The sequence below is a fragment of the Cupriavidus sp. 05T41 genome (genome assembly GCF_056396525.1).
Map to the genome: position 1 here is coordinate 62614 of NZ_JBFTLQ010000016.1, position 23726 is coordinate 86339.

Here is a 23726-nt window from a genome sequence, read left to right on the forward strand (position 1 = left end):
CCACGCCCCCATCCATGCATGAAATAGAGATCCGCGAGCCTTCGGCCACCGACCTGGTCCTCGACCTGCTGTTTGGCCACCCGGAGCGCACCTTGCCGGTACACGCGCTGGCGCGCGGCGCCGAGGTGATGGGCATCGGCACGCCCAGCGTGCGGGTGGCGCTGACGCGGCTGCAGCACCAGGGCCGCATCGTCAAGACTGAGCGCGGCTGCTACGCGGTGCTGCCGGAGGGCAACCCCGTCTACGACGAAGTCGAGAACTGGTTCGAGAAGGAGAGCCGGCTCGAGCAATGGAACGGCGGCTGGCTGGTGGTGCAGGATGCCGCGGTGGCGCGCGCCGAGAAGACCGCCTGGCGCCACCATGCGCGCGCGCTGGCGCTGTGCGGCTTCCGGTCCCTGGCGGCGGCCATCAATGTGCGGCCGGACAACCTTGCCGGTGGCGCCCCGGCGATGCGCGCGGCGCTGGGCAGGCTGGGCATGGCCAGCGCCAGCCTGCTGTTCGTGGGCCGCGAGTTCGACGAGGACGCCACCGCTCGCATGCTGCAGTTGTGGGACGTGCCGGCGCTGCAGGCGGCCTACCGCCGCGCGCTCGCCCAGCTCGAGCGCAGCCGCGCCAAGCTCGCGCGCATGGAGCCCGACGCCAGCGCGCGCGAAAGCATGCTGGTGGGCCGTGCCATCATCCGTGCCATCGTGCGCGATCCGCTGCTGCCCGAGGCCATCATGGACCCGGCGCCGCGCCGCGACCTGATCGAAGCCACCCGCGCCTACCAGCTCCACGCCAGGGCGCTGTGGGTGGAGCTGCTCGGCGCCTAGCCTCGCCAAGTGGCGGCGACTCACTTAAACTTGCCGGAACTGATGCGATGCATCGTGTCACTGACCAAGGTGACGCATCCACGCTGGCCACGACAAGGAGTACAGGGTGAGCATGCCCGATTTCGACATGGTGCTGTTCGGCGGCACCGGGGACCTGGCGCGGCGCAAGCTGCTGCCCGCGCTGTTCGATGCGCACCGCGCGGGGCTGCTGCATCCCGCTGCCCGGATCCTCGCCACGGGCAGCCACCCGCTGACCACCGCGGACTACATCGGCTCGCTGGAGCAGAGCGTGCGCCCGGGGCTCGAGCACGCGCCGCCGGAAGCCTGGAACGCCTTCCTGGCCCGCATCACCTACGTGCAGGCCGACGCGCGCGAGCCGGCACACTTCGACGCGCTGGCGCGCATGGTCCTGCAGCGCGCCCCCGAGGTGGTGGTCTGCTACCTGGCCACCGGTCCCCATATCTTCGTGCCGATCTGCGAGCAACTGGCGCGAACGGGGCTCAACCACCCCAATGTCCGCATCGTGCTGGAGAAGCCGCTGGGGCATGACCTGCAATCGTCCGACGCCATCAACTCGGCGGTGGCGCAGTATTTCGCCGAAGACCAGATCTACCGGATCGACCACTACCTCGGCAAGGAGTCGGTGCAGAACCTGATGGCGATCCGCTTCGGTAACGCGCTGTTCGAGCCGCTGTGGCGCCGCGAATGGGTGCAGGACGTGCAGATCACCATCGCCGAGGAGCTTGGCGTGGAGACGCGCGGCGATTTCTACGACAACACCGGCGCCTTGCGCGACATGGTGCAGAACCACCTGCTGCAGCTGCTGTGCATGGTGGCCATGGAGCCGCCCACCAGCCTGTCCGAGGACAGCATCCGCGACGAGAAGATCAAGATCCTCAAGGCGCTCAGGCCCATCCTGCCGCAGGACGTGTCCGAGAAGACCGTGCGTGGCCAGTACCGCGCTGGCGCCGCGGGCGGCAAGCCGGTGCCGGGCTACCTGGATGAAAAAGGCATCGCGCCGGACAGCCGCACCGAGACCTTCGTCGCCATCAAGGCGGAGATCGCCAACTGGCGCTGGGCCGGCGTGCCGTTCTACCTGCGCACCGGCAAGCGCATGCAGTCGCGCGTGGCGGAGATCGTGATCCACTTCCGCGATGTGCCGCATGCGATCTTCCCGCGCCCGCTCACGCTGTCGCCGCAGAACCGGCTGGTGATCCGGCTGCAGCCCGAGGAGAGCATCCGCCTGTACTTCCTGGTCAAGCAGCCCGGCGATACCGTGGCGCTCACGCCCACCTCGCTCGACCTGGATTTCGCCAACTCCTTCAAGGTGCGCCGTGCCGGCGCCTACGAACGCCTGCTGCTCGATGTCATCCGCGGCCGGCTGGGCCTGTTCGTGCGGCGCGACGAGCAGGCGCAGGCCTGGCGCTGGGTCGAGCCCATCCTCGATACCTGGCAGCAGAGCACGGTGCCGCCCAAGCCGTATACCGCGGGTACCTGGGGGCCGGCCGCATCGTCGGCGCTGATGTCGCGGGACGGCTCGCTCTGGCACGAAGAGGTATGAGCCGGGCGCCATGCGCAACGCGCCACAGGCCATAGGCCATAGGCCACAGGCCATAGGCCATAGGCAGCGGACAAACCAAACCACGGGAGACCGGCATGCGACGCTTCGAACATACCTCCGAGATGGACCTGGCCGAAGCGCTGGCAATCTCGGTGGCCCATGCGCTGGAACTGGCCATCGGCGTCAACGGGTGGGCCGTGCTGGCCGTCTCGGGAGGCCGCTCGCCGGTGGCATTCTTCGAGCGGCTGCGCTACCGCACCATCCGCTGGGAGGCGGTCACCATCACGCTGGTCGACGAACGCGCGGTGCCGCCGGACCATGCGGACAGCAATGGCGTGCTGGTGCGCCGCCACCTGCTGCGCGAGGCCGCCGCCAAGGCCGCCTTCGTGCCGCTGGTGGCCAATGACGCGGAAGCGGCCGATCCCGCCAGCGCGGTGGCGCGCCTCAATGCGGCCTGGCACCAGCCCGACGTGGTGGTGCTGGGCATGGGCGAGGACGGCCACACCGCATCGCTGTTCCCGGAGGCTCCCGAGCTGGAGCATGCCCTGTCGGACACGCATCCCGGCTACCTGGTCACCCATCCGCGCGAGGCGCCCCATGCGCGCATCACGCTCAACCTGGCGGCACTGCTGGCGGCCGGGCGCGTCTTCCTTTCGATCGCGGGACCGGCCAAGGCGGCCGTGTTCGCGCGTGCCTGCCAGGCCCCGACCCCGGCACTGCCGGTCAGCCTGGTGATGAGCCGGCACCGGCACGGCACCGACGTTTTTTCTGCCTGAGACCATGCAAAACTACCCGCGCCTGCTCGGCGATGTCGGCGGCACCAATGTGCGCTTCGCGCTGGAGACCGCGCCGCAGCGCATCGGTCCGGTGACTGCACTCAAGGTGGCCGATTTCAACTCGCTGGAAGCGGCCATGCGGCATTACCTGGAAGGCCTGCCGGCCGGCAGCGGGCGCCCGCGCTACGCCGCCGTCGGCCTGGCCAACCCGGTGACCGGCGACCGGGTCAAGCTGACCAACCATGCCTGGGCCTTCTCGATCTCGGAGATGCAGCGCGCGCTTGGCCTGGACCTGCTCGTCGCCATCAACGATTTCACCGCGCTGGCGCTCGGCCTGCCGCACCTCGGCCCGCACGACCTGGCGCAGGTGCGCGACGGCAGCCCGACGCTCCATGCGCCGCTGGCGCTGGTCGGCCCCGGCACGGGGCTCGGCGTCTCGGCCCTGGTGCCGGCAAGCGCCGGCCCCGCGGTGGCGCTGGCCGGGGAGGGCGGCCATATCGAACTGATGCCCGACACCGACGACGAATGGATCGCCTGGCGCGCGGCCCACGCCGCCTTTGGCCGCGTGTCCGCGGAGCGCCTTTTGTCGGGCAGGGGCCTGTCCCTGACACACGCCGCGCTGCACGCAGAAATGGGTACGCCCCTGGCACGCCCGCTCGATCCGGCCGAGGTCACGGAGGGTGCGATCGGCCAGGCCGACCCCGTCTGCCGGCGCGCGCTTGGCGTGTTCTGCGGCTTGCTGGGCTCGGTGGCGGCCGACATCGCACTGGTGCTGGGCGCGCGCGGCGGCGTATACATCGGCGGCGGCATCGTGCCGCGCTTCGTGCCGGTGCTGCGCGAGTCGGCCTTCGGTGCGCGCTTTGTCGCCAAGGGCCGCATGGGCGCCTATCTGGAAAGCCTGCCGGTATACGTGATCACCGCCCAATTCCCCTCGCTGCCGGGCCTGGCGCAGGCGCTGGCCGATGCGCTGGCGCACGGCCGGCACGGCAAGCGCGCCGATCCAGCCTGATGCGGACCTGACCATGCGCGTATTGCTGGTGGAAGACGATGCCATGATCGGCGACAGCGTGAGAGTGGCGCTGCGCCAGGAAGGCTTTGCGGTGGACTGGGTGCAGGACGGCGAGGCGGGCCTGGCCGCGGCCACCCGGCAGGGCGGCCCGGACAGCGAGGACTGCTATGCGCTGATCCTGCTTGACCTTGGCCTGCCGCGGCGCTCCGGGCTGGAGGTGCTGGCCGCGCTGCGCGCGCGCGGCGTGGCCACGCCGGTGCTGATCCTGACCGCGCGCGACGCCGTGGCCGACCGCGTGGCCGGCCTCAACGCCGGTGCCGATGACTACCTCGTCAAGCCCTTCGACCTGCAGGAGCTGGCCGCGCGCATGCACGCGCTGGCACGCCGCGCGCAGGGGCGGGCCGAGCCGCTGCTGCGCCATGGCGACATCGTCATCAATCCGGTGACGCGCGAAGTCACGCTCGCCGGCGAGCGGGTCAAGCTGTCGGCGCGCGAGTTCGGCCTGCTGTCCGCGCTGCTGGCGCGGCCCGGCAAGGTGTGGTCGGTGGCGCAGCTCGAGGAGCGCCTGTATGGCTGGGGGGACGAAGTGGGCAGCAACACCGTGGAGGTCTACATCCACGCGCTGCGCAAGAAGTTCGGCGCGGCGCTGATCCGCAATATCCGCGGCGTGGGCTACGTGGTGCCCAAGCCCGAGGCCGGCGCGCCCGGGGGCGCGGCCTGATGCGCTCGATCCAGAAGACCCTGCTGTGGTGGCTGGCGCTCGGCCTGGTGCTGGGCATCGCCGTCGCCACCGCGCTGATCTATGGCCAGGCGCGCCAGGAGGCTAATGCGCTGTTCGACTACCAGATGAAGCAGGTAGCGGCGGCATTGCCCAGCCAGTTCGCCGATCCGGTGATGCCCTCGTTCGCGCAGCCCGAGCCGGGCGGCAGCCTGTTCCATGCCGACGAGGACGTGGTGATCCACATCTGGGACGGCTCGGGCCGCAGCCTCTATCTCTCGCATGCGCATCCGGAGCTGCCGCAGCGCGCCGAGCTGGGCTTCTCCAATGTCAGGACGGACGAAGGCGAGTGGCGCATCTACAGCGTGCAGCTCGGGCCAGCCGTGGTGCAGATCGCTCAGCCCATGTCGGCGCGCAGCGACGTGGCCGCGCGCATGGCGCTGCGTACGGTGACGCCGCTGCTGCTGTTGCTGCCGCTGCTCGGCTGGCTGGTGTGGGTGGCGGTGGGGCGCGGCCTGCGGCCATTGCGCGAGATCGCCGCCGGGGTGCGCCAGCGCGACGCCAATGCGCTCTCGCCGCTGGCCGTGAGCCGCATGCCCGACGAGATCGCGCCGCTCACCGAAGCGCTCAACCAGCTGCTGGCGCGCCTGTCCCATGCGCTCGACACCCAGCGCGCCTTCGTGGCGGACGCGGCGCATGCGCTGCGCACGCCGCTCGCGGCGCTGCAACTGCAGGCGCAGCTGGTAGAGCGCGCCGACACCGCCGAGGCGCGCCGCGAGGCCGTGGGCAAACTGCGCCAGGGGCTGGAGCGGCTTACGCACCTGGTGGCGCAGCTGCTGACGCTGGCGCGGCAGGAGCCGGGCGCCGCGACGCCGCCGCATGAGCCGGTCGACCTGCGCGCGCTGGCGCAGAGCGTGGTGGCCGAGATGACGCAGGCCGCGCTCGATCGCCGGATCGACCTCGGCCTCGACGCCAGTGGCGGCGCGCAGCCGCTCCTCGTGCGTGGCGACCCGGACGCGCTGCGCATCTTGCTGACCAACCTGGTGGACAACGCGCTGCGCTACGTGCCGGCAGGAGGCCGGGTGGACGTGCAGGTCGCGGCCGACGGCAGCGGCGCCGCGGAACTGGTGGTGCGCGACGACGGGCCGGGTATTGCGGCCGACGAACGCGCGCGCGTGTTCGACCGTTTCTACCGCGTGCCGGAGGCGCCCACCGGCGGCAGCGGGCTGGGCCTGGCCATCGTGGCCGAGATCGCGCAGTCGCACGGTGCGCGCGTGGCGCTGGAAGACGCGGCGCCGGGCCTGCGCGTGCGCGTCGCCTTTCCCGCTGCCTGAGGCACGGCGGCACCGCGCTTCAGGCTTCCGGCTTCCGGCCGCAGGCCGCAGGCTTCAGGCTACCGGCGTGAGCACCGCCTCGCCGGCGAAGTGGCGGCGGCTGTTCTCCACGAACTGCCGAACCGACGCGTCGATGGCTTCCGGCGACCAGCCGGCCACGTGTGGGGTCAGGACTACGTTCGGGCAGTCGAACAGTTCGGTGGGCGGCTCGGGTTCGGTCTCGTAGACATCCAGCCCGGCCCCGCCCAGCTCGCCGGCGCGCAGCGCGGCGGCCAGCGCGGCAGTGTCGAGCACGCTGCCGCGCGCGATATTGACCACGAAGCCTTGCGGCCCGAGCCGGGCCAGCACCCCGGCATCGACCAGGTGGCGGGTTTGCCCGCCGCCGGGCGTGGCGATCACGAGGTAGTCGGCCCATTGCGCCAGCGCGCCGACATCACCGAAATAGCGGTAAGGCACGTCATCGCGCGGCGAACGGTTGTGGTAGCCCACTTCCAGGTCGAAGCCCAGGCCGCGCTGCGCGATGCGCCGGCCGATGGTGCCCAGGCCGAGGATGCCAAGGCGCTTGCCCGACACATTGGGTCGCAACGGCAGCGCGGTGCGCCACCGGCCGGCGCGCGTGGCCTGGTCCAGCGCCGGGATCGCTCGCACGGTGGCCAGCAGCAGCGCCATCGCATGGTCCGCCACGCAACTGTCGTTGGTGCCGGCGCCGTTGGCCACGGTGATGCCGCGCGCGCGTGCGTGCGCCACGGCGATGTTCTCGTAGCCCGCGCCCAGCGCGCACACCAGCTCCAGCGCCGGCATGGCGTCGATTTCCGCCGTGGTCAGCCCCACCGAGCCGATGGTCAGCACGGCGCGCACGCGCGCCCCCGCCTCCTGGATCTGCACGGCGCGCGTGGCGTCGTCGGGTGCGTAGCGCACTTCGTATTGTTCGGCGATCCAGTCGAGGTGTTTGGCGCTGAGGTGGCTGAGAACCAGCAGGAGGGGCTTCATGAGGGAACGGATGGGAACGGGTCTTGGGCTGTTGGTGCGATGCGTGAGAGGCCTCCCGGGCGGCGCCGGGGTGCACTGCAGCATTGTAGCGGCGCTGTCGCGGGCCTGCTGGCGGCAGGCTCGCCTTCGTTGCCATGCCGCCTATTATCAAATTCCCGCCAAGATTGCTTCCAATGCAGGGTGGATGATCGAACGCCCGCCAGTGGCCATACTGCCTGGCATGCATTGGGCCGTACGCGAGTCGGCTCGTTTCCCCCAATACCGTGCTTTCAAGGAGCCATTGCCATGTTTCCCGAATTCAAAGACGCCAGGGTGCTGGTGGTTGGCGGCAGTTCCGGCATCGGCCTGGCCGCAGCCAGCGCCTTCGCCGCCCACGGCGCGCGTGTGACCATCGCGTCGCGCTCGAAGGAAAAGGTCGATGCGGCCGCGCGCGGGATCGGCGCCGGCAGGGTATCGGGTGCCGTGATCGACATCACCGACGATGCCAGCGTCGAGCAGTTCATGCGTGGCGCCGAGGCCTGGGACCACGTGGTGATCTCGGCCGCGCAGACGCCCACCGGCGGGGTGCGCCAGTTGCCGCTGGGCGACGCCTATGCCGCCATGAACAGCAAGTTCTGGGGTGCCTACCGCGTGGCGCGGCTGGTGCCCGTGAGGCCGGGCGGCTCGCTGACGCTGGTGTCCGGCTTCCTGTCGGTGCGGCCAAGCAAGTCCTCGGTACTGCAGGGCGCCATCAACGCCGCGCTGGAATCGCTGGGCCGCGGGCTGGCAGTGGAGCTGTCGCCGGTGCGGGTCAATACCGTGTCGCCGGGGCTGATCGCCACGCCGCTGTGGGACAAGCTCGATGCGGCCGCGCGCGAGGCGATGTACAAGAGCGCAGGCGAGCGCCTGCCGGCGCAACGCGTCGGCCGGCCGGAAGACGTGGCCAACGCCATCATCTACCTGGCCGGCACGGGTTACGCTACCGGCTCGACGGTGCTGGTCGACGGCGGCGGGGCCATCGGCTGAGACCCACGCAGAAACGGGTACGCTTTGGCGCAAGCGCGGGGCCGGGAGCGCTGCAGAGCGCCCCGCATCCGGACGCGAAACCGTCCGGCGAGCGCCGCAAGGCGACCAGAAAGCGGCACGGCCGCCGGCGCTGCCACCGGGCAGGATTGCTCCGCAGAAACGGGTACGCTCTGGTTGCCGGGACCGGCGGCTGGCCGGCTCGTTTGTCAGACATTCACCGATAGCGGGCACGCTTTCGCCGCACCATACTTCCTCCCAGGCAGTACCGTGGCGTAACAGCCAATGTGCCCTGACAGCCCCGCGTGCCACCCGTCGCGCGGGGTTTTTTCTTTGCGGCCCGGTCGAAGATGAGCCTGGCGACCCTGGCGTCGCCCGCGGCCCTGGCAGCAAGCAATCCGGATGGGAGACATGATGCACACCGTCTCGCCCAAGCATGAAACCCGGACCCATCGCAAACCCGGCCGGGCACCGCTCGCATGGCGGCGCCCGGTGCACCGCGCCTGCACGGCGCTGGCCGTGTGCAGCGCCGTGGCGGCGCTGGGCTGGATCGCCTGGGTCTGCTGGTCCCTGATCCTGGCGGCGGCACCGGGCAGCGTCGGCTTTATCGACGCCCTCGAGATCCTGGTGTCGCTGGTTTTCGTCTGCGGAGCGGCCGTGGCGGGCTGCGCGCTGTGCGAGCTGGGGCAGGAGCGGGGCTAGTCCCGCGCCTGTGCCGCGCCCGGCCTCAGATCTCCTTCGTCATTCCCTTCAGGTCGATCCACTCGTCGAACTGGGCTGCGGTGACATGGCCGGAAGCCAGCGCTGCCTCGCGCAGCGACAGGTTCTTCCTGACCGCCAGCCTGGCGATCTCGGCCGCGCGGTCGTAGCCGATATGCGGGTTGAGCGCTGTGACCGGCATCAGCGAGCGAGCCAGCAGGTCGGCAATCCGTTCGCGGTCCGCCTCCACGCCTTCCACCATGTGCTCGGCAAAGCTTGCCGCCGCGCCGGCCAGCAGCGTCACCGATTGCAGCAGGCTGTAGATGATCACGGGCTTGTAGGCATTCAGTTCGAGCGTGCCCAGTGCGTTGGCCAGGGTGATGGTGGTGTGGTTGCCGATCACCCGGCAGCACACCATGGCCAGCGCTTCGGCCTGGGTGGGATTGACCTTGCCCGGCATGATCGAGGAGCCGGGTTCGTTGGCCGGCAGCGCCAGCTCGGCAAAGCCGGCGCGCGGGCCGGAACCCAGCAGCATGAAGTCGCGCGCGATCTTGAGGAAGGACGAAGCGGTGGTGTTCAGCGCGCCCGAGAGATCGGCCAGCGCATCGTGCGAGGCCTGCAGCGCATAGCGGTTGGGTGCGGGCTCGAAGGGCAGGCCGGTGTAGTCGGCCAGCGCGCGCGCGAAGGCGGCGGCAAAGCCGTGCGGTGCGTTCAGCCCCGTGCCCACCGCGGTGCCGCCCTGGGGCACCGGCATGGCACGCAGCATGGCCTGCTGCAGGCGCGACTGGGCATCGGCCACCTGGGCTTCGTAGCCGGAGAATTCCTGGCCGAGCGTGAGCGGCACGGCATCCTGCAAATGCGTGCGGCCCACCTTCACGATGTCGGCAAAGGCAGCCACCTTGCGCCCGAAGGTCTGCTGCAGGGTCTCCAGCGCCGGGAGCAGTTCCAGCCGGATCGCGCGCGTGGCGGCGATGTGCATCGCCGTGGGGAAGCTGTCGTTGGACGACTGGCTGGCGTTGACGTGGTCATTGGGATGCACGGGCTTCTTCGAGCCCGGCTCGCCCCCCAGCTGCTGAATCGCGCGGTTGGCGATGACCTCGTTCAGGTTCATATTGGTCTGCGTGCCCGAGCCGGTCTGCCAGACCGAGAGCGGGAATTCTTCCGGCCACTTGCCGGCGATGATTTCCTGCGCGGCCTGCTCGATGGCGTCGCCCAGTTCGGGCTTGAGCACGCCCAGCACGCGGTTGGCGCGCGCCGCGCACAGCTTGAGGATGGCGAAGGCTTCGATCAGCCCCGGCGGCATCTTCTCGGTGCCGATGCGGAAGTTCTGGCGCGCACGCTCGGTCTGCGCGCCCCACAGGTGCCCGGCCGGCACCGGCACGTCGCCAAGGCTGTCCTTCTCGATCCGGGTGGCGGCTTGCTTGCGCTCGGTCATCGCATTCTCCTGGCCGGTGGATGGGGTGCTGCAAGGGATGGGCGGGGACGCTGGCATGGCAACCCGCAAGGCGGCCGCAGGCCTTTAGAATAGGCTCCCGGCGCGAGCGGCGCGGCCCGGTGCGCAGGCGATGCCGGCCTGGCCGGCCTTAATTATTTTTACCGGCCATATTCAGCCGGATGGAAAAAATTACATGCCCGGTTTATATGCAGCGTCACTGCATGCGGGCAATTGCAATCCACACCAGCGCCAAGCGGCGTGGCGGCACGGGAAAATCATTGCCATATTGCGGCGCGGCCGGCCGGCGGCTGCGGGGTGCGCCCGGCCACGCTTTCCCCGCTTCCGCAGGGGGAGGCTTCCCACACCGCGCGGAAACTGTCAGGCTCGCTAAACGGGCACCGCGTGTGGCTTCACGGGTGCCGGCCAGGCCGAAGTGCCTCTCCCGCCTTAGCGCGCAAGGGCAACAATGTCAGATTGTTGCGGGGATGAAACATGGCCTGCCGGCGAGGTATTGTTGCGCGCAAAGCATTTGCCGACCGCACCGGGTTCGACAGAAAATAAGCCCCACAATAAAAAATATCGGCATACGATTTTCAAGCAGGACACCCGGGGTGAATCAGGCAATTCTGCAATATCTCAGCGAGCGCCACTGTTCGTCGCAGTGGCGCGACGTATTGTCGGCGCTCGCCGAAGAACTGGGGGAGGTCATGGACCTCGCCAGCCTGCGTGCGGTGATGTGGCGCGTCGGCGTGCGTTTTGCCCAGCGTTTCGATCCCGGCACCTGCGCCACGCTGGCGGAGCTCGAGCGGGCCATCGCCCAGATCTGGCTGGACGTGGACTGGGGCTGGACCAGCATCGAGGATGCCGGCGGCGCACTGCTGATCCGGCATTACTGCGCCCCGCTGAAGGCGGCGCTGGGCGAGTCGGCCGATGGCTGGTCGCCGGCGTTCCTGGAGGGTGCGTATCAACACTGGTTCCGCATGCTCGGGTCTTCCGAGACCCTGAAGGTCAGCCAGAGCACGCCGATGGATGCGACCGGGTGCGTGGAATTCCGGTTTGGCCGCTGAGGCGACGCAGCGCGCGCCAGCAAGACAGGAGCGGTCCGCGAGCGCCAGCAACCCCTTTCCGTGAGCAATCACCATGAGCCAGTCAGACGATTTGTCCAAGCTGTTCCAGCGTTTTGGCGGCAAGACGGAAACCTATAAAGAGATCGTGCGCGAAGACGCCGCCACGCAGGCCCGCGAGCGCTGGCCGCTGCTGTCGGCCGTGCGCGTTGACCGCGCCGCAGCGGTGCCGCCGGTCCAGCCGGCCGGCGCGCAGGCACAGGAGGGCGCCCCCGCGTCCGCTGCACCGTTATGGCGCAGCCCGCTGCCGGCCGCGCCCGCCGCCGAACCGGCACGCGCCCAGGTCCCCGCCAGTCCGCCCGGCCCGCAGTCCTATGCGCCGGCGGCACCCGTGACGCCGGCGCCTGCCGAAGCCGCTGCGCCGGTGGTGCCCGGCGCGGCGATGGAGCCGCGCTTCCGCACGCCGCAAGGCATGGCGCCGCTGTGGTCGGCCGACGCGCCGCCGGTGGCGGCAACGCCCGCACCCGCGCAGCCCGTCGAGGCGGCACAAGCGTCGCATGTAGCACATGCCGCACATGCCGGACAGGCGTCACCGGCTCCGTTCTGGGCACCCGCTGCCCAGCCGGTCCGGCCGCCACAGCCCGCCCAGGCGGCGCAGCCAGCCCAGCCCGCGCCTGCCGCGGACACGGAACTGTCCCGGGTATTCGCGCGGCTCGAGGGCCGCCAGGAGCCGGCCCCCGCCAGCGAGCGCGCACCCGCGCGCCGCTCATTCCTTGACCGGCTGAAGCGCTCGTGAAAATCATTGCTGTTGTCTCGGCCAAAGGCGGCGTGGGCAAGACCACGCTGTCGGCCAACCTTGCCGAAGCGCTGGCCATGGCCGGCGAGAACGTACTTGCCGTCGACCTCGATCCGCAGAATGCCCTGCGCCTGCATTTCGGCATGCCGCCGCACGATGTCGCCGGGCACGCGCGCGCCACGCTGGCCGGCGAAGCCTGGCAGCAGAGCATGTACCGCGGGCGCTCGCGCGCCCTGGTAGTGCCGTTCGGCTCGCTCAACGAAGCGGACCGCTCGGCGTTCGAGGCCCATCTCGCCACCCACCCGGGCTGGCTGCGCACGCAGCTCGGCGCGCTCGGCCTGGGCCGCGACGACGTGGTGGTGATCGATACGCCGCCGGGGCCGTCGCCCTACATGCGGCAGGCCTTGTCGTGCGCGCAGCTATGCGTGATGGTGTCGCTGCCGGACGCCGCCTCCTACGCCACCATGCCGCTGATGGAAGACCTGATCCGCACCTATTGCGAAGGCCGGCCCGACTACCTGGGCCATGTGCTGGTGATCAACCAGGTCGACGTCAGCCGCCAGCTCGGCAAGGACGTGGTGCAGGTGCTGCGCGCCCAGCTGGGCGAGCGCGTGCTGGGCGTGATCCACCAGGACCAGGCGGTGGCCGAGGCACTCGCCTATGACCGCAGCGTGCTCGAATACAACCCCCACAGCCAGGCCACGCACGACCTGCAGCGCTGCGCGGCGTGGCTGCGCCAGGCCCTGGCCGCATACGGAGAAGCCGCGTGAAGCCAGCCCGACCAGCCCGGACCGCCGCCGCAGGCGGCCCCGGCAAGGCCCCGACCAAGCCCGACGGCAATCCCAACGCGCTGTCGGCCGCGCTGCAGCGCTTCGGCAACGCCTTCGTGGAGATGCCGCTGTGGAACAGCGCCCCGGTGCGTGCGCTGGCGCTCGTGCTCGCGTTGTTCATGTTCGCGCTGGTGATCACGGTACCGCTCGATTTCTGGCAGCAGGTCGGCTTTGCCGCGGTGTGCTTCGCGCTCGCCGTGTGGCTCAACCGCGTCAAGGGCCACCTCGCCACGCTGATGATGGTGGTGTTGTCGATCGCGGCGTCCAGCCGCTATATGTACTGGCGCCTGACCGAGACCGTGGGCCTGGGCGGCTGGGTCGACGCCGTCTTCGGCATCGGCCTGGTGGCGGCCGAGCTGTATGCCTTCATCGTGCTGATGCTGGGCTACTTCCAGACCGCCTGGCCGCTGCAGCGCCGCCCGGTGCCGATGCCCGCGGACAGCGCGAGCTGGCCCACCGTCGATATCTTCATCCCCACGTATAACGAGCCACTGTCGGTGGTCAAGCCGACCGTGTTCGCCGCCATGTCGCTGGACTGGCCGCGCGACAAGATCAACGTCTATGTGCTGGACGACGGCCGGCGCGAGGAATTCCGCGCCTTCTGCGACAAGGTCGGCGTCACCCACGTGACCCGCAACCACAACCGCCACGCCAAGGCCGGCAATATCAACGAGGCGCTCAAGAACACCCACGGCGAGTACGTGGCGATCTTCGACTGCGACCACATTCCCACCCGCTCCTTCCTGCAGATCTGCATGGGCTGGTTCCTCAAGGACCGCAAGCTGGCCATGCTGCAGACGCCGCACTATTTCTTCTCGCCCGACCCGTTCGAGAAGAACCTGCGCACCTTCCAGGAAGTGCCCAACGAGGGCGAGCTGTTCTACGGCCTGGTGCAGGACGGCAACGACCTGTGGGATGCCACCTTCTTCTGCGGCTCGTGCGCCATCATCCGCCGCGCGCCGCTGCTGGAAGTCGGCGGCATCGCGGTGGAGACCGTGACCGAGGACGCGCACACCGCGCTCAAGCTGCACCGCAAGGGCTACGGCACCGCCTACCTGGCCATCCCGCAGGCGGCGGGGCTGGCCACGGAGAGCCTGTCCGGCCACGTCGGCCAGCGCATCCGCTGGGCGCGCGGCATGGCGCAGATCTGCCGGGTGGACAACCCGCTGTTCGGCCCGGGCCTGTCGATCCCGCAGCGGCTGTGCTACCTCAACGCCATGCTGCACTTCTTCTACGGGCTGCCACGGCTGGTGTTCCTGACCGCGCCGCTGGCCTACCTGCTGTTCGGCGCGCACGTGATCCAGGCCTCCGCGCTGACCATCGCCATCTTCGCGCTGCCCCACCTGCTGCACGCGAACATGACCAACTCGCGCGTCCAGGGCAAGTTCCGGCATTCGTTCTGGAACGAGGTCTACGAATCGGTGCTGGCGTGGTACATCATGCGCCCCGTGCTGGTGGCCTTCGTCAATCCCGCCGCCGGCAAGTTCAACGTCACGCCCAAGGGCGGCGTGATCGAGGAAGCCTACTTCGACTGGGTGATCTCGCGACCCTACCTGGTGCTGCTGCTGTTCAACCTGCTCGGCGTGGTGGTGGGTTTCCTGCGACTGTTCCTGTGGAACCAGTTCGAGGCCACCACGGTGGTGCTCAACCTGATCTGGACGTTCTACAACCTCATCATCCTCGGCGCCTCCATCGCGGTGGCCAGCGAGACGCGGCAGATCCGCGTGGCGCATCGCGTGGCGATGAAGCTGCCGGCCACGCTGCATTTCGCCGACGGGCGCGCCGTGGTGTGCGAAACCATCGATTTCGCCGAAGGCGGCATCGGCATGCGCCTGCCGCCGGGCATGAAGGCCACCGTGGGCGAGCCGGTGCAGATCTCGCTGTACCTGCAGGACGACGAGCACATGTTCCCGGCCAAGGTGGTGTTCCAGGGTGAATCGCACACCGGCCTGGTGCTCAGCGAGATGAGCCCGCGCGAGGAGATGGCCTTCGTGCAGTGCACCTTCGCGCGCGCCGACGCGTGGATCGATTCCTGGGGCCGCAAGCGCCCGGACGCGCCGGGCCTGGCTGCCGGCCAGATCCTGCGCATCGGCCTGCTCGGCTTCCACAACGTGATGTTCCACCTGGGCCGCGAGATGCGCCGGCTCCTGCGCCGGCCCGAGCCCGGCGCTTCCACCCATTGACACGGCCTGAGCCGCCACGCGCCACGCCCGCCGTCTGTCGCGGGCGCCGGCCAGAACACGCAACGGACCACCGGCACAAGAAGAGAATGCGTTTGAACAAGACACCACGCCTGCCCGTACGCTTGCCCGCGCTGACTCGCATGGGCGCCCTGTTTGCCTTCGCCATGCTGGCGACGCACCCGGCCGGCGCGCAGCGCGCCGCCATGCCGGACACCAGCCGCAGCTCGGTTGCGGCGCAGGCGCCCGGCGCCGCAGCGCCGGCCGCCGCCGCACCGCGCAGCGGCAGCCGCACGGTGCAGATCACGCTCAAGCAGCTCGGCGCCGATGCGCCCTTCCAGCTGCGCGGCGTGGACGCGATCAACGGCGTGCCTTTCTCGATCCGCGCCGACGAGGTGGTCACCGCGGCGCGGCTCAAGCTGCGCTACACGTATTCGCCGGCGCTGATCCCGGCGCTGTCGCACATCAACGTGATGGTCAACGGCGAAGTGGCCGCGACCGTCCCGGTGCCCAAGGAAACCGCGGGCACCAGCCTGGAGCGCGACCTGGCCATCGAGCCGCGCCTGATCACCGAGTTCAACCGCCTCAACCTGCAGCTGATCGGCCACTACACCACCGACTGCGAAGACCCCTTCCACTCCAGCCTGTGGGCCACCGTGGGCAACAGCAGCGTCCTCGAGCTCACGCTGACGCCGGTGGCGCTGGCCAACGACCTGGCCCTGCTGCCGCTGCCGTTCTTCGACCGCCGCGACGTGGGCCGGCTCAAGCTGCCGTTCGTGTTCGCGGGGGCACCGTCGGCCGCCACGCTGGAGGCCGCGGGCACGGTGTCGTCGTGGTTCGGCGCGCTGGCCGGCTATCGCGGCGCGTCGTTCGCCGCCACGCTCAACCAGGTGCCGGCCAGCGGCAACGCCGTGGTGTTCGTCACCAGCGAGGAAAAGCCCGCCGGCGTGCCCGTGCCCGCCATCAACGGCCCGTCGATCGCCGTGGTGCCCAATCCCGGCGATGCCAATGCCAAGCTGCTGCTGGTGATGGGCCGCGACAGCGCCGAGCTCAAGACCGCCGCGCGCGCGCTCACGCTGGGCGCGCGCGCGTTGTCCGGCCAGAGCGCCACCATCAACAAGCTCGACGACGTGGCGCCGCGCGTGCCGTACGATGCGCCCAACTGGATTCGCAGCGACCGTCCGGTGCGCTTCGGCGAACTGGCCGAAGTACGCGACCTCAATGTCTCGGGCTACAACCCGGATCTCGTGCGGGTGAACTTCCGCCTGCCGCCGGACCTGTTCGGCTGGCGCAGCAAGGGCATCCCGATCGATCTCAAGTACCGCTACACGCCGCGCCCCGTGGTGGATAAATCCACCCTCAACATCAACGTCAACCGGCAGTTCCTGCGCGCCTATGCGCTGCGCGCGGTCAAGAACCAGGACGGCCGTGCCGGCCAGTTGCTGGCCAAGGTCCTGCCGGACGGCTCGGTGCCCGTGAGCGAGCGCATCGAGCTGCCGCTGTTCATGCTGCCGGCGCAGTCGCAGCTGCAGTTCCACTTCTACTACGACTACCTCAAGCAGGGCGCCTGCAAGGACGTGATGCTGGACAACGTCAAGGGCGCCATCGATCCTGACTCGACCATCGACGTCACCGGCCTGTCGCACTTCATCGCGCTGCCGGACCTCGCCGTGTTCGGCAACAGCGGCTTCCCGTTCACGCGCCTGGCCGATCTCTCGGAAACCGCGGTGATCCTGCCGGACAAGCCCGGTGCCGAAGACTACACGGCCTACCTGACGCTGATGGGCCGCATGGGCGAATCCACCGGCTACCCCGCCACCGGGGTGGCCGTGGCCGCCGCGGCGCAGGTGGACAAGCAGGCCGCGCGCGACCTGCTGGTGATCGGCACCACGCAGAACCAGCCCTTGTTCACCCAATGGGCCGAGCGCATGCCGGTCTCGCTGGCGGGCAACGAGAAGCGCTTTGCGCTGACCGACGTCGTCTCCACGGTGATGGGGTGGTGGAACGGCGCCGACGGCACGCGCAACCGCCCGCTCGAGACGCGCCTGTCCATCAGCAGCGCCAGCACCGACGGCGCGCTGAGCGCGTTCGAGTCGCCGCTGGCGAGCGGGCGCAGCGTGGTGGCGCTGGCCAGCAATGCGCCGCAGGGCCTGCAGGCCCTGACCGAAGTGCTGCTCGATCCGGACCAGGTCACCCATGTGCAGGGCAGCCTGGCGCTGGTACGCGGCAAGGAAGTCGATAGCCTGGCCGCCCAGCAGAACTACTACGTGGGCAAGCTGCCGCCGTGGACCTATGTGCAGTGGTGGCTGTCGCAGCGGCCGCTGGCCATGGTGCTGATGATCGGCGGCGCCGCGCTGCTGCTGGCGGCCCTGCTGTTCCTGTCGCTGCGCGCGCGTGCCAGCCGGCGCAAGCGGGGAGACCAGGCGTGAAGGTGAATCGCCCGCGCCGGCGCTGGCTGGCGGCCCTGCCGGGACTCGGTGCCTGCGGCGCGCTGGCGGCGCTGGGCGGCTGGCCCGTGCTGGCCGCCGCCGCCGTGCCCGCCGCTTGTCCTTGGCCGCTGTACCAGCAATTCCTGGCGCGCTTCGTGCAAGGCGATGGCCGCGTGCTCGACCCGTCCACGCGCGAGCAGCACAGCACTTCCGAAGGCCAGTCCTACGGGATGGTGTTCGCGCTGGTCGCCAACGACCGCGCCACCTTCGACCGCCTCTGGCAATGGAGCATCGCCAACCTCGGCGCGGGCAACCTGCAGGACAAGCTGCCCGCGTGGCAGTGGGGCCGCCGCGCCGACGGCTCGTGGGGCGTGATCGACGCCAATCCCGCGGCGGATGCGGACCTGTGGTTCGCCTTCGCGCTGCTGGAGGCCGCGCGCCTGTGGCGCCAGCCGCGCTACGCCGAGCAGGCGCGCGCGCTGCTCAAGCTCGTGGCAAAGCAGGAAGTGGTGTCGCTGCCCGGCTTCGGCGCCATGCTGCTGCCGGGCCCGCAGGGCTTCGCCGAAGGCAAGGACGACGGGCCGCGCCAGTGGCGCCTGAACGCCAGCTACCTGCCGGTGCCGCTGCTGCGCCGGCTGGCGGGCGCCGACCCGTCCGGCCCGTGGGGCACGCTGGCGGCGCAGACCGGCAAGCTGGTCGAAGGGGTGGCCAGGCAGGGCATCGTGCCGGACTGGTCGGCGTACCGCGCGGACCCGTCCGGCTACGGCTTGCTCACCGATCCGCTCAAGGGGGATGTGAGCAGCTATGACGCCATCCGTGTCTACCTGTGGGCAGGCATGACGCCGCGTGGCGATGCCGCCGGCCGCGTGCTGATGAAGGCGCTGGCGCCGCAGGCGCAGCGCATGGTGGGCCGCGCCGCGCCGCCCGAGCGCATGCACGCCGACAGCGGCGCGCTCGAGGGCGATGGCCCCCTGGGTTTTTCCGCCGCGCTGGTGCCCTTCCTGCAGGCGGCCGGATCGCCGGCCGCGGCGGCGCAGCGCACGCGCGCGGAAACCATGCTCGACGCGGGGAAACCCGCCGCGACGTATTACGACACCGTACTAGGACTATTCGGCCTCGGCTTTGCCGAAGGCCGCTACCGGTTCGCGCCCTCGGGCCAACTGGAGCTGGAGTGGGAGAAGACATGCAGAACCGCAAGCGCCCGGCCGTGAACGGACGCGCGACCCTTTCTACGCTGGGGCAAGGCGCGAAGAACCTGCGCGCGAAGACGCTCGTGCTGAGCTTGCTGGCCGCGTTCGCCGCCGCCGCGGCCGCGCAGGAGGATCCGGTCAAGCTGCTGGTGGACCAGGGCAGGTACTGGCAGGAACGCGGGCGCAGCGATCGCGCCGCCGAAGCCTGGCAGAAGATCCTGCGGCTCAACCCGAACCAGCCTGAAGCGCTCTATGGCATGGGCGTGGCCGAGGCCGAAGCCGGCCGCGCCGACAGCGCGCGCACATACCTGGAGCGCCTCAAGAAGGCCCAGCCCGGCTCGCCGCTGGTGGCGCGCCTGACCCAGGCCATCAGCAGCGGCGGCACCGGGCAGCAGGTGGAACAGGCTCGCCAGCTCGCGCGCAGCGGCCAGAGCGAGGAAGCGGTCAAGCGCTACCAGCAGGCCGCGGGCGGTGCCGTGCCTCAGGGCAACCTGGCGCTGGAGTACTACCAGACGCTGGGCGGCACCGCGCAGGGTTGGGAGGAGGCGCGCAAGGGCCTCGAACAACTGGCGCGCGCCAACCCGTCCGACAACCGCGCCCAGCTCGCGCTGGCGCAGCACCTGACCTACCGCGAAGCGACCCGCCGCGACGGCATCCGGCAGCTCGAAGCGCTCTCGAAAGGCACTGACGTGGCCGGCCCCGCCGCCGAAAGCTGGCGGCGCGCGCTGACCTGGCTGGGCGGCCGGCCCGCCGATGTATCGCTGTACCAGGCCTGGCTGGCCGGCCATCCTGACGACGCCACCATCCGCGCCAAGCTCGATGCGGTCAAGGCACCGCAGCAACAGCAGCAGGAGGCCACGCGCGTGGCTGGCGCCGGCGCGAGCCCGGTACGCCAGATCGTGCAGCAGGGCTTCGACGCCATGGATGCCGGCGATCTGGAGCGTGCCGGCGAACGCTTCCAGACCGCGCTGGCGCAGCGCCCCGAAGACGCCGATGCGCTCGGCGGCATGGGCGTGCTGCGCCTCAAGCAGGAGAAGTTCGCCGAGGCGGTGGATTACTTCGACCAGGCCGCCAGGCGCGGCGCGGGCGGGCGCTACCGCAGCGCGCAGAACAGCGCCACCTACTGGCTGCTGTCCGAGCAGGCTACCGCTGCGCGCAACGGCGGCAACCGCGCCGAGGCGCGCCGCCTGCTCGAGCGCGCCATCAAGCTCGATGCGCGCGAGCCGTCCGCGCAGGTGGCCCTGGCCGACCTGATGGCCGAGGAAGGCCAGTACGCGCAGGCCGAAGCCGCCTACCGGCGCGTGCTCAAGCAGCAGCCCGACAATCCCGACGCCACGCGCGGGCTGGTCGGCGTGCTGTCCGCGCAGAACAAGAGCGCGGAGGCGCTCGCCATCGTGCAGAACCTCACGCCGGCCCAGCAGGAAAAAGTGGGTTCGCTCGGCAAGCTGCGCGCCGACGAGGCGCGCGGCCAGGCCCGCGCTGCCCTGCAGCGCGGCGATACCGCGGGCGCGCGCCGCGCGCTCGAAGACGCGATGGCGGCCGACCCCACCAATCCGTGGGTGCGGCTCGACGTGGCGCGCACCTATGCCGCGATGGGGCTCAAGGAACAGGCCCGCAGCATCATGGACGGCCTGCTGCTGTCCAACCCGAACATGCCCGACGCGCTCTACGCCAGCGCGTTGCTGTCGGCCGAGACCGGCGAATGGCAGAGCGGGCTCGATGCGCTCGAGCGCATCCCGCCGCAGAACCGCACGCGCGACATGGGCACCCTGCAGCGCCGCCTGTGGGTGCACGCCGAGGCCGAGCGCGCCAGCGGCCTGGCCGCGGCCGGCCAGCAGCCCGCGGCGCTGGCCGTGCTGCAGGAGGCCGAGCGCTACGCCCAGCAGGATGCCGACCAGCTCGGCGCACTGGCCCTGGCCTACGCCGATGCCGGCGACGAGGCGCGCGCGCTGTCGCTGATGCGCAACGTGATGAGCCGCACTCCGCGCCCGGATATCGGCATGCAGCTGCAGTACGCCGCCATCCTGCTCAAGACCAGGCAGGACGTGGAGCTGGCCGGCGTGCTGCGCCAGCTTGCCGCGGCCAACCTGAGCGCGTCGCAGCGGCGCGACTACGACGACCTGCGCGTGGCTTATATCGTGCGCCAGGCAGACGCGCTCACCGAGAGCGGCGACCTGGTGGCGGCGTACGACATGCTGGCCCCGGCGCTGTCCGAGCGCCCCGGCAACAGCGCCGTGCGTGCCAGCCTGGCGCGCATGTACGCGCAGGCCGGCGAGAACAAGAAGGCACTCTCGCTGTACGAGAGCGTGCTGGAAAAGGACCCGCGCAACCTCGACCTGATGCTGGCCGCGATCGGCACCGCCACCGCGGCCAAGGAGTACAGCTGGGCCGAGGGCACGCTGCAGATGGCCCTGGCCCAGGCGCCCAGGTCGCCCAAGGTGCTGACTGCCGCCGGGCGGCTCTACCGCGCCGAGGGCAAGACCGCGCGCGCGGCGGAATACTTCCGCGCCGCGGTGGCGGCCGAGACCGCGGCGGGCGCGCCGCCGGCGGGGCGCCCGGGCGGCGCGGGCTTCGACCGCGTGCCGTCCAATCCCTTCGTCGGGCTGCCGGGCCAGCGCTCCAGCTCGCAATTGCCGCTGCCCGGCTCGCAGGCGCCGTATCTCGCCGTGCCGGGTCCGGTGGCCGCGGCCCAGCCTCAGTCCCAGGCGGTCATGGCGGCGCCGGTGATGATGAATACCGGCGGCCAGGCCTATGGCCAGCCCTACATCCCGGCACCGGTGGGTGCCGCCGCGCCGGCGATGGCGCCGGCCATCCAGCCACCGCAGGCTTACTATCCCGCGCAACAGGCGCCCGCGCCGGCGCGCGCCCCTGCCGCCAGCGCCAGTACGCGCGGCAAGGCTGCGCGGGGCAGCACGACCGCCGCCAGCGGCGCGGCGCAGGGCTACGGTGCCTATCCGGCTTATCCGGCGGCACAGGGCGCGCAGCAGGCGGCCCAGTATCCGGCTCAGTATGCGGCCCAATACCCTGCCCAATATCAGGCGCAAACCGCGGCGCAGGGTGCCGGCCAGTATCAAGGCCAGTATCCGGTGCCGCAGGCCGCGGCGGCTGCCGGCGGCTACGCGTCCGCACCTGCGCCAGTGGCCGCCAGTGCGCCCGCACCTGCCCGCCAGCCATTCGGCGCGCAGTCGCGCGCGCCGTGGCTGGCCGAGGCCGACTCGCAGGCCAATCCGACCGGGCCGAAGACTGCGCTGCAGGAGCTCAACGAGATCGAATCGCAGCGCTCCAGCACGCTCGCCGGCGGCCCCATGCTGCGGGGGCGCAACGGCGATTCCGGCATGAGCCAGCTCACCGAGATGCAGGTCGTGGCCGAAGCCAAGGTCGCGGCCGGCAACGGCAAGCTGGTGGCGCGCGTGACGCCGGTCGCGCTGGACAGCGGCTCGGTCGGCAGCGACTTCAACAATGCTTCGCGCTTCGGCGGCGGCCCGCTGGCCTACGGGGTGAACGGCACGCCCGTCAACCTGGCCGGCACCCCGCTGCAATCCGCCTCGGCCGGGCCGCAGAACGCCTTCGGCGTGGCGCTCGGCGTGGCGTATGAGTCCGAGCGCATCACCGCCGATATCGGCAGCACGCCGCTGGGATTTCGCTACGCCGATGTCAACACCGGTGCCAGGCTGAACCTGCCGCTGAGCCAGCGCACCACGCTGTCGCTCGGCGCATCGCGCCGCCCGGTGACGGACAGCCTGCTGTCCTACGCGGGCGTGCGCGACGAGCGCGTAGGCTTGCAGTGGGGCGGGGTGATGAACAGCAGCGCGCGCGCCGACCTGGGCTGGGACGATGGCTACTTCGGCATCTACGGCTACGGTGGCTACGGCCTGCTGACCGGCCACGACGTCAAGCGCAACACGCGCTGGGAAGGCGGCGGCGGCTTCTACCTGCGCGTGATCGATAGCCCGGACCAGCGCCTGATGAGCGGGGTCAACTTCACGTCGATGGGCTATGCCGACAACCTGCGCTATTTCACCTTCGGGCAGGGCGGCTATTTCAGCCCGCAGACTTACTTCGCCGTGACGGTGCCGCTGTCACTGACGGGGCGCACCGGCCGGCTGGCCTACAATGTGCGCGGCGCGCTGGGCATGCAGGCCTTCCGCGAAGACGATTCCAATTACTTCCCGACCGATGCGGCAGCCCAGTCGGCGGCCAACGCGGCGGTGGCCACGGCCAACAGCAAGGGCCTGACCAACTCGACCAACGCTGTCTATTCCGGCCAGTCCAAGACCGGCCTGGCCTACAATCTGGTGGGCTCGGTCGAGTACCAGGCGGCGCAACAGCTGTATGTCGGCGGCCTGCTCGGCATCGACAACGCGCGTGACTACCGCCAGTGGTATGCCGGCGTCTACGTGCGCTATGCGCTGCAGCGCCAGACCGGGCTGATCGCGTTCCCGCCGGCGGCGCCGCATTCCGCGGTGGGCCCGCTGCCGTTCTGAGCGCGGTGGGCGGGATGGGCGGGACCGGCCATCAACTTAATCAGAGATAGCGCAGCAAATCGGCTGTAGAAAGGAAGGGCATCATGGGTGAAGCAAAACGCCGGGGCAGCCAGGCAGAACGCGCGGAGCAGGCCCGCGCAAAACTGGAGGGCATGCGGCCCGCGCAACTGGTGTGCGGCGCGTGCAAGACCGCCTTCAGCACCTTCGACGCCATCGATGCGCCCAACCTGCGCGGCATCGACGCCGTGTTCGGCGGGCAGTGTCCCAACTGCGGCAACGATGTGCTGGTGTTCAAGGGCGAGCCAAACGCCGTCGCGGATGCCATGGTGGCCTGGGAGAAGATGATGGGTGCCGACACCAGGCTCGGCTACCAGTCGCGCGACGGCAAGCACGTGCCGTTCGAGGGCAAGTAGGCAG

Annotated in this window: 18 protein-coding genes; 16 read left to right on the forward strand and 2 right to left on the reverse strand. The window is 70.5% G+C overall.

The window, feature by feature from the left end:
• Positions 1-14: 14 nt before the first annotated feature.
• From AC1DKV_RS12405 to AC1DKV_RS12430, 6 genes are all read left to right on the forward strand, one after another.
• Positions 15-812, forward strand: coding sequence for a PaaX family transcriptional regulator (locus AC1DKV_RS12405; RefSeq protein WP_441611815.1), 798 nt, complete (start codon positions 15-17; stop codon positions 810-812).
• Positions 813-924: 112 nt separating this feature from the next.
• Positions 925-2373 carry a glucose-6-phosphate dehydrogenase gene (zwf, locus tag AC1DKV_RS12410; protein ID WP_441612257.1) on the forward strand — a complete coding sequence of 483 codons (1449 nt, stop codon included), beginning with the start codon at positions 925-927 and terminating at the stop codon, positions 2371-2373.
• Positions 2374-2468: 95 nt separating this feature from the next.
• The gene (gene pgl, locus AC1DKV_RS12415) at positions 2469-3149 is read left to right on the forward strand and encodes a 6-phosphogluconolactonase (RefSeq protein WP_441611817.1); all 681 of its coding nucleotides are present in this window, start codon (positions 2469-2471) and stop codon (positions 3147-3149) included.
• Between the two features lie 4 nt (positions 3150-3153).
• Positions 3154-4158 (forward strand): glucokinase, encoded by a 1005-nt coding sequence (glk, locus tag AC1DKV_RS12420; protein ID WP_441611818.1) that lies wholly within the window; start codon positions 3154-3156, stop codon positions 4156-4158.
• Between the two features lie 13 nt (positions 4159-4171).
• Complete coding sequence (locus AC1DKV_RS12425) at positions 4172-4879, forward strand: response regulator transcription factor (protein ID WP_441612258.1); 708 nt, start codon at positions 4172-4174, stop codon at positions 4877-4879.
• Positions 4879-6210 carry an ATP-binding protein gene (locus AC1DKV_RS12430; protein WP_441611819.1) on the forward strand — a complete coding sequence of 444 codons (1332 nt, stop codon included), beginning with the start codon at positions 4879-4881 and terminating at the stop codon, positions 6208-6210. The genes AC1DKV_RS12425 and AC1DKV_RS12430 overlap by 1 nt, the downstream gene beginning before the upstream one ends.
• A gap of 54 nt (positions 6211-6264) precedes the next feature.
• Here the strand turns inward: AC1DKV_RS12430 and AC1DKV_RS12435 are convergent, their stop codons facing one another.
• Entirely contained in the window at positions 6265-7200 is a 936-nt protein-coding gene (locus AC1DKV_RS12435) for a 2-hydroxyacid dehydrogenase (RefSeq protein WP_441611820.1), read from the reverse strand.
• 285 nt (positions 7201-7485) lie between these two features.
• Between AC1DKV_RS12435 and AC1DKV_RS12440 the strand changes: the two genes are divergently transcribed.
• Positions 7486-8205 carry an SDR family oxidoreductase gene (locus AC1DKV_RS12440; protein WP_441611821.1) on the forward strand — a complete coding sequence of 240 codons (720 nt, stop codon included), beginning with the start codon at positions 7486-7488 and terminating at the stop codon, positions 8203-8205.
• A 408-nt stretch (positions 8206-8613) separates the two neighbouring features.
• Positions 8614-8904, forward strand: coding sequence for a hypothetical protein (locus AC1DKV_RS12445; RefSeq protein ID WP_441611823.1), 291 nt, complete (start codon positions 8614-8616; stop codon positions 8902-8904).
• A 25-nt stretch (positions 8905-8929) separates the two neighbouring features.
• Here the strand turns inward: AC1DKV_RS12445 and AC1DKV_RS12450 are convergent, their stop codons facing one another.
• Positions 8930-10336 carry a class II fumarate hydratase gene (locus tag AC1DKV_RS12450; RefSeq protein ID WP_441611824.1) on the reverse strand — a complete coding sequence of 469 codons (1407 nt, stop codon included), beginning with the start codon at positions 10334-10336 and terminating at the stop codon, positions 8930-8932.
• 611 nt (positions 10337-10947) lie between these two features.
• Here AC1DKV_RS12450 and bcsD point away from each other — a divergent pair.
• From bcsD to AC1DKV_RS12490, 8 genes are all read left to right on the forward strand, one after another.
• Entirely contained in the window at positions 10948-11403 is a 456-nt protein-coding gene (gene bcsD, locus AC1DKV_RS12455) for a cellulose biosynthesis protein BcsD (protein ID WP_441611825.1), read from the forward strand.
• Positions 11404-11476: 73 nt separating this feature from the next.
• A complete protein-coding gene (gene bcsP / locus AC1DKV_RS12460) occupies positions 11477-12196 on the forward strand; it encodes a cellulose biosynthesis protein BcsP (protein WP_441611826.1) in 720 nt (239 codons plus the stop codon).
• Positions 12193-12966 carry a cellulose biosynthesis protein BcsQ gene (gene bcsQ, locus AC1DKV_RS12465; RefSeq protein WP_441611827.1) on the forward strand — a complete coding sequence of 258 codons (774 nt, stop codon included), beginning with the start codon at positions 12193-12195 and terminating at the stop codon, positions 12964-12966. Before bcsP ends, bcsQ begins: the two co-directional genes overlap by 4 nt.
• An 80-nt stretch (positions 12967-13046) precedes the next feature.
• On the forward strand, positions 13047-15209 hold the full coding sequence (gene bcsA / locus AC1DKV_RS12470) for a UDP-forming cellulose synthase catalytic subunit (RefSeq protein WP_441649667.1): 2163 nt from the start codon (positions 13047-13049) through the stop codon (positions 15207-15209).
• A gap of 86 nt (positions 15210-15295) precedes the next feature.
• Complete coding sequence (gene bcsB, locus AC1DKV_RS12475) at positions 15296-17635, forward strand: cellulose biosynthesis cyclic di-GMP-binding regulatory protein BcsB (protein ID WP_441611828.1); 2340 nt, start codon at positions 15296-15298, stop codon at positions 17633-17635.
• Positions 17632-18846, forward strand: a complete 1215-nt coding sequence (gene bcsZ, locus AC1DKV_RS12480; RefSeq protein ID WP_441611829.1) for a cellulose synthase complex periplasmic endoglucanase BcsZ — start codon at positions 17632-17634, stop codon at positions 18844-18846. Before bcsB ends, bcsZ begins: the two co-directional genes overlap by 4 nt.
• A complete protein-coding gene (locus AC1DKV_RS12485; RefSeq protein WP_441611830.1) occupies positions 18819-23309 on the forward strand; it encodes a cellulose synthase subunit BcsC-related outer membrane protein in 4491 nt (1496 codons plus the stop codon). Before bcsZ ends, AC1DKV_RS12485 begins: the two co-directional genes overlap by 28 nt.
• Positions 23310-23392: 83 nt before the next feature.
• A complete protein-coding gene (locus AC1DKV_RS12490) occupies positions 23393-23722 on the forward strand; it encodes a hypothetical protein (RefSeq protein WP_441611831.1) in 330 nt (109 codons plus the stop codon).
• Positions 23723-23726: the final 4 nt, after the last annotated feature.